This window comes from Gemmata obscuriglobus (assembly GCF_008065095.1).
GTDB lineage: Bacteria > Planctomycetota > Planctomycetia > Gemmatales > Gemmataceae > Gemmata > Gemmata obscuriglobus.
The window spans coordinates 4551616-4564230 of the sequence record NZ_CP042911.1 but is presented as its reverse complement, the minus strand read 5'-3'; the positions used below and the strand labels follow the sequence as shown (position 1 = coordinate 4564230).

11 protein-coding genes are annotated in these 12615 nt (G+C 63.9%); 7 read left to right on the top strand and 4 right to left on the bottom strand.

Annotated features, from left to right (window positions below; all coding sequences use genetic code 11):
- Positions 1-17: 17 nt before the first annotated feature.
- The gene (gene cobA, locus GobsT_RS19000; protein WP_010044899.1) at positions 18-1559 is read right to left on the bottom strand and encodes a uroporphyrinogen-III C-methyltransferase; all 1542 of its coding nucleotides are present in this window, start codon (positions 1557-1559) and stop codon (positions 18-20) included.
- Between the two features lie 219 nt (positions 1560-1778).
- Positions 1779-2966 (bottom strand): twin-arginine translocase subunit TatC, encoded by a 1188-nt coding sequence (gene tatC / locus GobsT_RS18995; RefSeq protein ID WP_010044897.1) that lies wholly within the window; start codon positions 2964-2966, stop codon positions 1779-1781.
- Positions 2967-3247: 281 nt separating this feature from the next.
- Here tatC and GobsT_RS18990 point away from each other — a divergent pair, with 281 nt between their 5' ends.
- From GobsT_RS18990 to fae, 7 genes are all read left to right on the top strand, one after another.
- Entirely contained in the window at positions 3248-3481 is a 234-nt protein-coding gene (locus tag GobsT_RS18990; protein ID WP_010044895.1) for a hypothetical protein, read from the top strand.
- 124 nt (positions 3482-3605) lie between these two features.
- Complete coding sequence (locus GobsT_RS18985; RefSeq protein ID WP_029601101.1) at positions 3606-4682, top strand: ADP-ribosylglycohydrolase family protein; 1077 nt, start codon at positions 3606-3608, stop codon at positions 4680-4682.
- Between the two features lie 288 nt (positions 4683-4970).
- On the top strand, positions 4971-5474 hold the full coding sequence (locus GobsT_RS39755; protein WP_232068388.1) for a hypothetical protein: 504 nt from the start codon (positions 4971-4973) through the stop codon (positions 5472-5474).
- A 146-nt stretch (positions 5475-5620) separates the two neighbouring features.
- Positions 5621-6292, top strand: a complete 672-nt coding sequence (locus GobsT_RS39750; RefSeq protein WP_232068387.1) for a hypothetical protein — start codon at positions 5621-5623, stop codon at positions 6290-6292.
- A gap of 549 nt (positions 6293-6841) precedes the next feature.
- The gene (locus GobsT_RS18970) at positions 6842-7984 is read left to right on the top strand and encodes an SPFH domain-containing protein (protein WP_010043620.1); all 1143 of its coding nucleotides are present in this window, start codon (positions 6842-6844) and stop codon (positions 7982-7984) included.
- Positions 7985-8200: 216 nt separating this feature from the next.
- The gene (locus GobsT_RS18965) at positions 8201-9577 is read left to right on the top strand and encodes a TFIIB-type zinc ribbon-containing protein (protein ID WP_148087802.1); all 1377 of its coding nucleotides are present in this window, start codon (positions 8201-8203) and stop codon (positions 9575-9577) included.
- A gap of 130 nt (positions 9578-9707) precedes the next feature.
- Positions 9708-10262 (top strand): formaldehyde-activating enzyme, encoded by a 555-nt coding sequence (gene fae, locus GobsT_RS18960; protein WP_010043617.1) that lies wholly within the window; start codon positions 9708-9710, stop codon positions 10260-10262.
- A 178-nt stretch (positions 10263-10440) separates the two neighbouring features.
- On the opposite strand, the gene msrA is transcribed toward fae, so the two are convergent.
- Both msrA and GobsT_RS18950 read right to left on the bottom strand, forming a co-directional pair.
- Positions 10441-10980 carry a peptide-methionine (S)-S-oxide reductase MsrA gene (gene msrA, locus GobsT_RS18955; protein ID WP_109571493.1) on the bottom strand — a complete coding sequence of 180 codons (540 nt, stop codon included), beginning with the start codon at positions 10978-10980 and terminating at the stop codon, positions 10441-10443.
- A gap of 70 nt (positions 10981-11050) precedes the next feature.
- Complete coding sequence (locus GobsT_RS18950) at positions 11051-12607, bottom strand: S9 family peptidase (protein ID WP_010043614.1); 1557 nt, start codon at positions 12605-12607, stop codon at positions 11051-11053.
- Between the last annotated feature and the right edge of the window lie 8 nt (positions 12608-12615).

Below are 12615 nucleotides of genomic sequence, written 5' to 3'. Positions count from 1 at the left end.
CGCACCGTCTGTCGTGGTCATTTCTGGCGCGCGAGCGCCAGAACAGCCTCAATCAGCCCGTCCTCGGTGAACGTCGTGGCTTCGGCTGCGACCGGGTATCCGAGTGCGCGGACCGCCTTTCCGGTTTCAGGGCTGATAACGATCAGCTTAATTTCCCCGCGCTCGACCCGGCCGTTGATCGTCTCGTCAAACGCAGCCAACACACCTTTGGCGATGCTCGAACTCGGCAGTGTTACGAACCGAATCTCCCCGCGCCGGAGCGCGTCGAGGACGGCCCCTTCCGGGGCGGTGACATCGACCTGATCGTACACCGTAACCTGTTCGACTGTCGCAACTTTCGCCAGCTCCGTGCGGAGCAGTTCGCGACCGCGGTTCGCGCGAGCGAGCAGCACCCGCTGGCCAGCGACGTGCGGTTTCAACGCCCCCGCCAGTCCTTCGGACGAGAACGTGGTGTCCGGCACCACGTCGGCACGGAGTCGGTACTCGCGGAGCGATTCTGCGGTCTTCGGGCCGATGGCCGCCAGTTTCACACCGCCCAAATCGCGGAGGTCGCGGCCGATGGTGTCGAGGCGACGGAGCAGGGCGTGGACCCCGTTTGCGCTGGTGAAAACCAACCAGTCCCATTCGCCGTGTCGGAGTTGACCGAGCGCCCGGTCCACTGACGCGAAGTTGTCCACATCGCGGATTTCGACCGCGGGCAGGCGCGACACCACCGCGCCGAGGTGTTCGAGCTTGCGAACCATCCCTCCGGCCTGATGAGCCGGGCGGGTGACCAGGACGCGCTGACCGAACAGCGGGCGCCCCTCGAACCACGGGTGCTCGGGCCGCTGCGCCACGGCCTCGCCGATGATGATGAGCCCCGGGGCCTCGAGCCCCGCCTGACGGCGGACCTCTTCGAGGGTGCCGAGCGTGGCGTAGGCGGACCGCTGATCGCCGGTCGATGCCCGCTCGACGATGGCGGCCGGCGTGTCGGCCGGTTTCCCGTATTTGAGCAGCTCCGCGGCGATCACCGGCATCCGCGCGATGCCCATGTAAATCGCGAGCGTCCCGGGGAACGCCGCGATCGCCTTCCAGTCGAGCTTGTTCCCCGGCTTGTTGGGCAACTCGTGGCCGGTCACGAGCGCGATCGCGCTCGAGTGCATCCGGTGCGTGAGCGGGATCTCCAGGAACGCACCGGCTGCCAATGCTGCGGTCACCCCTGGAACGATCTCGTAGGCCAGTCCGGCGGCGCGAAGCGCTTCCGCTTCTTCACCGCCGCGGCCGAAGATGAGCGGGTCGCCCCCCTTGAGCCGGACGACAGTTTTCCCGGCCGATGCGGTCTCGATCAGCGTTCTGTGGATGTGCGGGTACTTGTCCGGGTGGTTCCCGGGCAGGTCGCGGACGCACATACGAACGGCGTGCGCCGGTGCCAGGTCGAGCAGGCGCTCGGGGACGAGTTGGTCGTATAAGACGAGGTCGGCGCGGCTCAGCACTTCAGCGCCGCGGACGGTCATCAAGCCCGGATTGCCCGGACCGGCGCCGACGAGGAAAACGAGCGGGGGCGCGGGATCGGTGGTCATTTCAGAATGCACAATCGGGAACGCGGAATGAAAACCATAGCGGACGAAGACGGGCGTTGAGTTCCGCGTTCCGCAATCGGGTCAGAGCACATCCGGTTGAATGTGAACCCTTGAACGCCAACGGAGCGAGTGTTCGGGGAGCGACGCGTCACCTGCCTGTAAGGGTGGTCGCTCCGCGAACACTCACCAAATTACGATTCGCAGCCGCACGAGTCGGTCTCAGACCGCCACCTCGTCGGTGGGATCGGACTCCGAATCTTCGTCGGGCTTGAAACCTGGGAACATGTGGCAGACGAGGATGCCGCCCATGTAGAGCCCGAACATCGGGACGAACAGGTAGAGCATTGTAATCACGTCCGGCGTCGGGGTGAGCAGCGCCGCGAAGAACGCGATGATGATGCACGCGTACCGCCACTTGGTCAGGTAGTCTTGGGCAGTGAAGATCCCGATGCGGTTCAGGAACACCATCAGCAGAGGGGTTTGGAACGACACCCCGAACACCAGCGGCAGGATGAGGGCCAAGCCGAGCCACTCGTTGAGCCGGATGTCCGGGTCGAACCCGAGGATCTCGTTGAACCGCAGCAGCGCCTTGACGGTTCCCGGCAGCACGATGAACTGGCACAGCAGCACGCCCGCCAGGAACAGTCCCACGCTCGGGCCGAAGAACAGGTACACGTAGCGCTTCTCGTGCGGGTACAGCCCGGCCCCCACGAACGCCCAGAACTGGTAGAAGATGAACGGGCACGAGAGCACGATGCCGCACAGGATCGACACCTTGAAGTACACCACCATCGATTCCTGGGCGCTGAGTGTGGTGAGGTAGTTCTTGCTTTCCAGAAGCCCTTCGCCCTTTGAACTCAGCGAGGTGATGTGCGCCGGGTAGACCCTCAGCTTGACGGCCAGTTCGTCCGGCGCCTCCTTCTTGCGCGGCCCGAACGCGGGTTCCAGGGCCGATGTCGGGATGAACACCGGCATCTCCTCGGGGGCGCCGAGCAATTTGAGCCGCTCGTCGGCGTTCAGCGCTTCCAGGCTGTTCTCATTATCCTTCAGTTTCTGACGGATCCGCGCGATCTCTTCGGGCGGCGAGTCGGTGAGCTGCGCGAGCTTGGCGTCGGCGTCTTTGAGCGCCTTGCGGTAGTAGAAGTCGCGGGTCTGCTGCTTCACCGGTTCGGTAATGACGTCGAGCATCGGCATCCCGATGCCGAGGTTGCGGTTGCCGATCGTCCAGCCAACGAAGTCCAGCATGAACCCGATGACCATGAACGCCAGCAGGCACTTGATGGCGTTCAGCATCCGGTAGCGGAGTTCTTCAATGTGATCACCGAGTGACATCCGGGTGTCGGCGAAGATGTCGTCCGGGTACTCGTCGTACTTTTTGGTGAATTTCTGCAATGCATTGGTGGGCATGGTGCCGACCCCGTGCCGGGAGTAAACCCAACCCGAGGCGAAGGTGCCCGACCGGTTGGCAAAGGTGAGTGACGGCTGGAAGGTCAGGGGTTATGGTATGAGTCGGGCTACAGGCGCACAAGTCGGGCGGCTCGGACTTCGGCATGTCGTGTGCGGGTTTTGAGGGCGGCGGGGCACCGAACTCGGGTCGCGCGGGCCGACTGACATGGAGCAGGCCTGCGGCCGGGGCGATAACTACGGTGCGAACGGATTCGACCTTCTTCGCCCGACGGAGTGGCCCGATGCGCCGGCGCCTGCTCGTTTTATCGCTGCTGGTTTGTGTGGGGTGCAACCGGTTCTCCGGGCCGCTCGAGACGCGGCAAATGGCCCCCGTGGACGCTCGTGCGCCCGACGGCTCTCGGTACAGCATCGAAGAGCAGAAGAAGCGTGGGCGCGAACGGCTCGCCGTTTCTGAGGACGATTTCCGGATCGGGCCGAAGGGGTACATCGACCGGCCCAGCCCGATCGGCCGGTAAGGATTACCGGTCACCAGTCGTCAGGTCAGCAAGCCATAAAGTCACAATGTTTTGTGATTGCTGAATTTGTGACTTAACGACTTTCGACCGGAAGTCCTAACTCCCGTCGTTTACTGGCACCGACATGGCCCACCCGCCCGACGCATTTGTGGGTTCGATGCTCGGGCTCGCCGTGGGCGACGCTCTCGGGCTGCCGCTGGAAAATCTGTCCCCGCGCCGCGGGGTGAAGCTCTTTCCACACCTTCACCGGCATCAATTCTTCTTCGGGCGCGGGCTGTTCTCGGACGACACCGAACACGCCTGCCTCACCGGACAGGCGCTTCTGCGGTCCGGCGGCGACGCGGATACGTTCCGGCGCGACCTCGCCCGCCGGCTCCGCTGGTGGGCCGCCGGGCTTCCGGCGGGAACGGGCCGCGCGACGATCCGGGCCTGTACGAAACTCTGGCTGGGCTGGTCGTCGGAACGAAGTGGGGTTCACTCGGCGGGCAACGGACCTGCGATGCGGTCGCCACTTCTCGGGGTCGCATTCGGCCCGGATCGCGAGCGCCTCAAATCATTCGTGCGCGCTTCAACGCGCATCACCCACACCGATCCAAAAGCCGAATGCGGCGCGCTGGCGGTCGCTTGGGCCGCGCACCGGGCGGCGGAAACGCGAGAGGCACGCCCGCCGGAACCAGGGCAATTCCTGTCGGAACTGCGTGAGCTGCTCGCGGGCGAACGCGCCGCCGGGACGTTGCTGGATTCTCTCAGCGCCGCCGAAAGCGATTTGCGGGCCGGTCGCCCGACGGAGGAATACGCCCGAACCATCGGGTTGTCACGCGGCGTTAGCGGGTACATGTACCACACGGTTCCGGTGGCGCTGTACGCGTGGCTCCGCTACCCGGACGATTTCCGCACGGCGGTGTCGTCGGCGATCCGTTGCGGCGGCGATACGGACACCGTTGCGGCGATTACCGGCGCGCTGGTTGGAGCGCGGGTGGGGAAGGGCGGTCTTCCGCCCGAGTGGCTCGCGGGCGTGATCGACTGGCCGCGCTCGGTGAAGTGGGTGGAAGCACTCGCGGCGCGCGTCGCGAAGGGAGACTGGCTGACCGCCCCGCAACCGGCGCAGCGGTTGGCGGTGTGGGCACTGCCGGCACGGAACACGGCGTTCTTCGGCTGGGTGCTGGCCCACGCCGCCCGCCGGCTGCTGCCGCCGTATTGACCACACTCACGGCATGCGTCGAGGTGCAAGCTTGGCTCCCCTTCGAGAAGGAGCAATAGCGTGACAGGAGCAGAGTGGCGAGCGTGCGGTGACCCGGACGAACTTTTTGAGTACCTCCGTAACAGCAACGCGGTCTCGCAACGGAAGTGCCGTCTATTTGCTACCGCCTGTTGCCACCGCGTTCTCGACCTATGTCCCGAGCGGCAAGCGTTCGAGGTAGCCGTAGAGACGGCCGAACTATTCGCGGACGGCTTGCGGTCCCAGCAGGATTTGTTAGACGCCGGCGAGGTGCTGGAGATCATCGAATCACGTCTTGACCCCGAGGACGGAGAGGTCGATTCGGTTGAGCTTGATGCCCGGTATCACGCGATGCAGGTCGTTAGTCAGGCCGCGTGCTCAGACAGCGCGGACTGTCCTTACGTCTACAGGATGTGCGATGTCGTGATGCACGCGGCGTATGTGGCTGGCTTTCGGGTCGCTTCCCCAAGTGTTGACACCGTTGCGTGGAATCGGGCCGAAGTTGCCGAGCGACGTTTGCTGGCACGATTTGTTCGCGAAGTGTTCGTCGATCCGTTTCGATCGTCGCCACTTATACCCGAATGGCGTACTAGAACCGCTGTTCTGCTTGCCCGCCAGATGTACGAATCACGCGACTTCAGCGCGATGCCGATTCTCGCAGATGCTCTTCAGGATGCCGGCTGCGACAGCGCCGACATCCTCGACCACTGCCGGGGGCCGGGGCCGCACGTTCGTGGGTGCTGGTGTGTGGACCTCATCCTGGGCAACTCATGAGCAGCGAGGGCGTTGTGGTCGAGTCGGGCTGGATCACTTGCAATGACCCACGCGCGCTGGTGTCAGCCCTTCAGGACTGTGGGCACGCGAGCGAGCGGAAACTGCGACTGTTCGAGGTTGCGTGCTGCCGGCGTGCGCTACCGCACATGGACCACGACGGCAGTCGGGCGTTGGTTGAACTGGTGGAGCAGCTCTTGGAGGGGCAAGTTTCATCCACTGAACTGGAGTGTACCTGCCGAGCACACGCACGCTGGTGTGCTGAAGCGACTCCGGAGTGGGATTGGCTGAACTATGCTGACGAGGCGGTCCTCGAAGCAGCCACTCTGTACTGGGCGCCGTTTGAATGCCGCACAGCACAGCTTGCCGCGAGGGGTATCGTTCAGGCCAGAATGGGGCCAGTCAACTTGGCGTTCGCAAAATCTTGCGAGTCGTTACCAATGCCCGAGCATGATGGGACACCATCCGATTCCGTCATCCTCGTCGAATTTATTCGTCAGTACGACGCGGCCCAAAGCCTGGTGGAAAAGACGGAAGCCGATTACTTGGCTCAGGAGCAAGCTGAACAAGTCGTACTTCTGCGAGACATTTTCGGCAATCCGTTCCGCCCCGTTACCTTCTCCCTGGAATGGCGTACGGAAACCACTGTCGCGCTCGCGGCGCAAATGTACGAGTCACGCGACTTCAGCGTGATGCCGATTCTCGCAGACGCTCTTCAGGACGCCGGCTGTGACAGCGCCGACATCCTCGACCACTGTCGGGGGTCTGGGCCGCATGTTCGTGGGTGCTGGGTCGTAGATCTCGTGTTGGGGAAGCAGTGACGCCGGTTGGCTTGTGAGTGTAGGTTGCGGGTGTTGCGTATCGACCTACCCCCCGGCCCCCTCGCCGTGCTCGCCGGCCCGGTCAGCAGAGCTTCCGTGGGCCGGCGGAAGGGAGGGGGTGGCGCCGAGAACGCTCGTCCCGGGGCGAAAGGGGCGCGCGGAGCGAAGAAGCCACCCCCAGCCCCTCCCTGCAGGGAGGGGAGTAAGACAGCTTGCTTTCACCGAACGTGGCGCGCTCCTCTCGCATCGGGGCCAACGCTCCAGGCGCCACCCCCTCCCTTCAGGGAAGGGGCCGGGGGGTAGGTCGATACGCGCGATCTGCAACCGACAGATTCACCGGTTTCGGTACGAGAAGCAGAATTTGTGACCGCTGCTGCGGATTCGGGCCGCACGTGCAAGGAGTAACGACGGTAGCGTCGCGCCGGGCGTGAAACCTGCGGTTTCGCGGGTTGGGCCGAAAAGCGAGTCGGTCGTGGACGAAGAGTCGGGTATCGGTTAGCTTCGGCGTTACCGGGGCGGGCGAAACCACACCTGTGGGCGGGACGAGTCATGGGGCTGATGGACTGGGCTAAAGGCCAACTGATCGACATCATCGAGTGGACCGAGCCGAGCCAGAACGAGATCCTGGCCCACCGGTTCACGCGCCACAAGAACGAGATCAAGAACGGCGCGAAGCTCGTGGTGCGCGAGGGGCAGGCCGCCGGGTTCGTCAAGGAGGGGCAACTCGCGGATGTGAAGCTGCCGGGGATGTACACCCTCGACACCAACAACATGCCCATCCTCTCCACCATCCTCGGGTGGAAGTACGGGTTTGAGTCGCCGTTCAAGTGCGAGGTGTATTTCATCTCCACGCGGCAGTGGACGAACCAGAAGTGGGGCACGCAGAACCCGATCATGTACCGCGACCCGGAGTTCGGGCCGGTGCGCCTGCGAGCGTTCGGGAACTACGCGTTCAAGATCACCGACCCGGGCACCTTTCTCAAGGAACTGGTGAGCACCGACCCGTCGTTCGAGCTGTACGAGATTTCGGCGCAGTTCCGCAACGTGGTGGTGTCGCGCTTCATCGACGCGCTGGGTTCCTCGCGCCTCCCGATGCTCGACCTTGCCGGTAACTACGAAAAGGTCGGTAGAATCGCGCTGGAGCGGATCGCCCCCGAAATGGCGAAGATGGGCGTGTCGCTCACGCAGTTCTTCGTCGAGAACATTTCGCTCCCGCCGGAAGTCGAAGCGGCGCTCGACAAGCGGTCGCAAATGGCGGTGCTCGGGAACCTGGATCAGTACGCCAAGTTCCAGACCGCCGAAGCCATTCCCACCGCCGCCGCCAACCCCGGCGGGCTAGCGGGCCTCGGGGCCGGTCTCGGTGCGGGCGTCGCCATCGGCAACCAGATGGGCAATGCGTTCGCGGGCGCTGCGGGGGCGCCGGGTGTCGTCACGCCGGCAAACACCACACCCCCGGCGGGCGCGAGCGGTCCGCCCCCGCTGCCGACGGCGGTCGCATTCCACGCCGCGATCAACGGCGCCTCCGCAGGGCCATTCGACATGGCGGCGCTCCAAGCGCACGTGGCGGCGGGTCGGATCACACGAACTTCGCTGGTGTGGCGCGCCGGCATGGCGGGCTGGGCCGCCGCGGAAACGGTTCCGGAACTCGCGGCGCTGTTCGCTCCCGTGCCGCCGCCGCTGCCGCCCATGTAAGTACCGGACGTGGTCCAGAACGCTACCGCACCGACTGGTCGCCGACTGGACATTCGCTACCAACCGACTGGCGTTTCGCTGGCACATTGCTACCCACGAAACGCCCCCAAAATCCCCTTGCGCAGCTCGCGATTTGTGCAGACTGCGCCGCGCAATGCCGCAATTCACCACTCCATCACAGACCCTCGACCTTGCGGTTGGGGTTTGCCAGTGACTATGAGTACGCCGCCTCCGCTGCCGCCCTCGGGTGACGTTCCTCCGCCCTTGCCCGGGGCCGCTCCGCCTCCGCTTCCGCTCCCGACCCCCACCAAGCCGCCGGAGACGCGCGAGCCGGCCGTTACGAAAGAGCCCCCGAAAGGGAAGCTGTTCCCGTGCCTTAACTGCGGCGCGAAGGTCGAGTTCGACCCGCGCGATCGGGCGCTGAAGTGCCCGTACTGCGGCCACACGTCGAGCGTCGAGGACGGCGGCGCGGAGGTCGAGGAGCGGAACTTCAACGAGTACGCCAGCAAGCTCGTGAAGGGCAACGTCGGCGGGATTGAGGGGCGATCGACGCAAACCCGCTGCGGCGGGTGCGGTGCGATGGTGCTGCTCGAAGACAAGGTCGTCACCGATTCGTGCCCGTTTTGCAGCACGCACCTGGAGAACCGGCCGGAAGCCGTCGAGGGGATGCTGCGGCCCGAGTCGCTCATTCCCTTCAAGGTGGACCTGCGGGCGGCACGCGAGGAGTTCGATTCCTGGCTCGGAGGGCTGTGGTTCGCGCCGACCGAACTCAAGAAGGTCGCGAACCTGGGCCAGCTCGCAGGCGTGTATCTGCCGTACTGGACCTACGACGCGATGACCTACACCCGCTACCACGGGATGCGCGGCGACGACTACCAGGAAACGGAATACTACACCGAAAAAGACGCGAACGGTAACGAGGTCCAACGTTCGCGAACCGTCACGAAAACGAACTGGTATTCGGTTTCCGGCGAGGTGCAGCACTTCTTCGACGACGTTCTCGTGTGCGGGTCGAAGAGCGTGCCGCAGCACCTCATCAGCGGCCTGGAGCCTTGGGACACCGGCGAACTCGAGGTGTTTCAGGACGCCTTCCTTGCGGGCTTGAAGACCGAGCGCTACGCGGTCGACTTGAAGCAGGGGTTGGTGGTTGCCAAAGAGGTGATGCAGCCCACGATTCGCGACCTGATCCGGCGGGACATCGGCGGCGACCACCAGCGCATCGAATCGACCGACACCCGCTACCTGGGCGTCACGTTCAAGCACTGCTTGCTGCCGGTCTGGATCGCGAACTACCACTACCACGAAAAGCTGTTTCAGATCCTGATCAACGGGCGCACGGGCAAAGTGTCCGGCGAGCGGCCGTGGAGCTGGATGAAGATCATCCGGCTGGTGGTGATCGTGTTGCTGGTGGCCGGGCTTATTGCCGCACTCGTGGCCGCCTTTTCGGGCAAGGGCCGCTCACGGCGCGCGGCCGCAACTGCCCCGGTGCCATCGGCCGTAATGAGCGAACGTAACTCGCTCGGAGGTGTGTACCCTTCCGGCGCCGGGTTCGAAACGGATCATCCCGTGTACGGCCGGCTACCGGCCGGGTGATCCGCCCGGAACGGGTTCCGACGAGGTGAGTAGCGGCGTGCTTCGATTGAGTTCGACAGCCGGTTCCACCTTTCGGAGAGGTCGATACAACCTCTGCTGGCACGGTGACGGCGAAAACCGGAGGACACGCATGGCAGGGCGGATCGTGATGCGGACGGGCGAGGCTCTTATCGAAGGGGACAAGGATTACCTGTGCGCAGAGCCCGAGATCGTGATCGGTGCCCTCGACGGCCCGGTCGGGACCGCGTTGGCGACGCTCGTCGGCGATCAGGTGAAGGGTCACACCCGAGTGTTCGCCATCCTGAACAGCGACGTGCAGGTGAAGCCGGCGACCCTGATGGTTAGCAAGGTGACCGTGAACAGCTCCCGGTACACCGGCATTCTGATGGGCAGCGTGCAAGCCGGCATCGCCAACGGGGTGCTCGACGCGGTGCGGGAAGGGCTGATTCCGAAGGACCAGGTGAACGACCTCGGAATCATCTACTCGGTATGGCTCGACCCGAGCGTGCTGAACGTGCCGCCCGAGCAGGTGGACCACGCCGGGCTGTTCCAGGTGAACCGCGAGGCCACAGTGAAGGTGATCCGTAAGGCCCTGGCGAACGAGCCCAGTATCGACTGGCTGCTCGAGAACCAGGACAAGGTCACCCACTACTTCCACCAGCTCGGCATCGAAGGGAAGATCTGACGGAATTCAACACGCAAGTGCGTTAAAGATGACCGTGACCGCAGGCCGTCAAGAGAAGCGGTTCGAAGTGCAGGGAAAATGACGCAATTGCAGGTCTATTCTGTGCCAAAATCGCAACCGACGCCCTGAAGCGCGTCGGTTAGAACGGCCACCGCGCTGAAGTGAATTCACCCCTGCTTCACTTCAGTTTGGCTGCGAACGCGGCGCGGGCTTTTGCGACCTTGGGGCTAACTACCATTTGACAGTAGCCGCGGTCGGGGTTCGCTCGGTAGTAGCCCTGGTGATACTCTTCCGCCTTGAAGAACTCCTGCGCCAGCTCCACCTTTGTGACGATCGGGTTGGCGAAGGTCTTTGCGTTCGTGAGTTCCTGAATGACCTCGCCGGTGGTGTGGCGTTGCTCTTCGGAGGTGTAGAAAATCGCGGAGCGGTACTGTGTTCCCACGTCCGCGCCCTGCCGGTTCAGGGTTGTGGGGTCGTGAATCACAAAGAACACCTCCAGCAGTTCGCGGAAACTGATGACGGAGGGGTCGAAGGTGACACGGATCACCTCGGCGTGACCGGTCTTACCGCCGCAAACGGCTTCGTAGGTGGGGTTCGGTGCCGCGCCGCCGGTGTAGCCGGATTCGACCTTTGCGACTCCCTTGAGTTGCTCGAACACGGCTTCCAAGCACCAGAAACAGCCGCCCCCGAGGATCGCGGTCTCGGTTTGTGCGCTCATGGTCATCCCCTGAACAGAAAGGGCCGCACCGGGAATCCGGCGCGGCCCATGTTAGATTCTACGGCGGCGGTTAAGGTTTCGGACGACTCTTGAGGTGGTCTTCCATCTTGAGGTGCGGGACGCCCTCGATCCACCAGTCGGGCGCCTGGCAGCCTTTCAGGTGGTGGTCGAAGAACTCTTTCATCCGCACTGCGTAGTCTTTGCGGTTCTCGGGCTTAGCCAGCCCGTGGTTCTCTCCCTTGTACTGCAACATCACGACCGGTTTCTGGAGCCGCCGGAGCGTGTTGTAGTACTCCACCCCTTGCGTGAAATCGACCGCGCCGTCCTTATCGTTGTGGAGGAGCAGGAGCGGGGTGGTCACCTTCGTCGCGTGGTACACGGGCGAGTTGCGGATGTAGGCATCCTGTTGTTCCCAGTAACCGCCGGTGAACCGTCCCTGGCTGCTCTCAAAGATCGGCTGGTTCGCCATCCCGGCGTTCCAGTAAACGCTGCTGTACATGCTCACGAGGTCGGTGAGCGCAGCGCCCGCGATCGCGCACTTGAAGCGGTTCGTTTGGGTCACCAGGAACGCCGTCTGGTAACCGCCCCACGAGTGCCCGTGCAGCGCGACTTTGTCGTTATCCACGATGCCGGTGGCAACCGCCGCATCGAGCGCCGGCAGAATGCACTCGACTGCCGACACGCCCGGATCGTTCAGCTTGTAGGTGATGTCCGGCATCAGCACCGCGTACCCGTTCGAAGCGTGTACCGAACCGACGCCCCACGTACCCGGGGCCTGGTAGCGGTGGATGTTCTGAGACAGCTTTTCGTAGATGTAGACGATCGTCGGGTACTTTTTCCCGGGCTCGTAGTCGGCCGGAAGGAAGAGTGCCCCTTGTAGGCGCTTGCCGCCCACGCCCTTGTACTCGATCAACTTCGCCCCAGCGGACCACTTGTAGTCCTTTTGCTGCGGGTTGCTGTCGGTCACCTTCTTCGGGTCCTTGAACGTGCCATCAGTGATGTAGAGGTCGGCGCCTTCGGTCGTCGACTGACGCATGAACACGAAGGTGTCGGCTTTGCGCGCTTTGCTCGGAGGATTGTACCCGTGATCCGACCACGCCAGAACGCTCACTCCGGTCTTCGACGGGTCGAGGCGGGCCAGCCCCTCTTTCTTGCTCCACTCGCCGTACATAAGGGTGTAAACGGGCTGCGTGAGGTCGGTGCCCGGTTTGGGCTCCGGCTCGAACTGAAGCGTCATACGGTAACGGATGGCGTCCGTTTTCCCGTTCACGGTCAGGTTTGTACCGCCGGTGCCGTCCGCGCTGACCCGCCAGATGTCCCACCCGTCGGAGAGGAGCACGAACTTTCCGTCCCGGCTCCAGCCGTAGGCCGGCGTCGAGGGTTTGTCGAAGTTGTGGTCGTCGTCCGCGTCAACGAACGAGGCGCCCACTTTCTCCGTCACGTTCACCGACTTGGCGGTGGCGAAGTCGAGGACGTGGTAATGGCCGTCCTTGTAGTAAAGGGCGTGCGTACCGGTCGGCGACGGGCTTACGGTTGCCGGGCCAAAGAACAGGCTCGAGAGCTTTTCGACCGCTTTCGTCCGGGCGCCGGTCTTCGGGTCAACGACGTAAACTACAGTGGACCCCATTGTCTAGA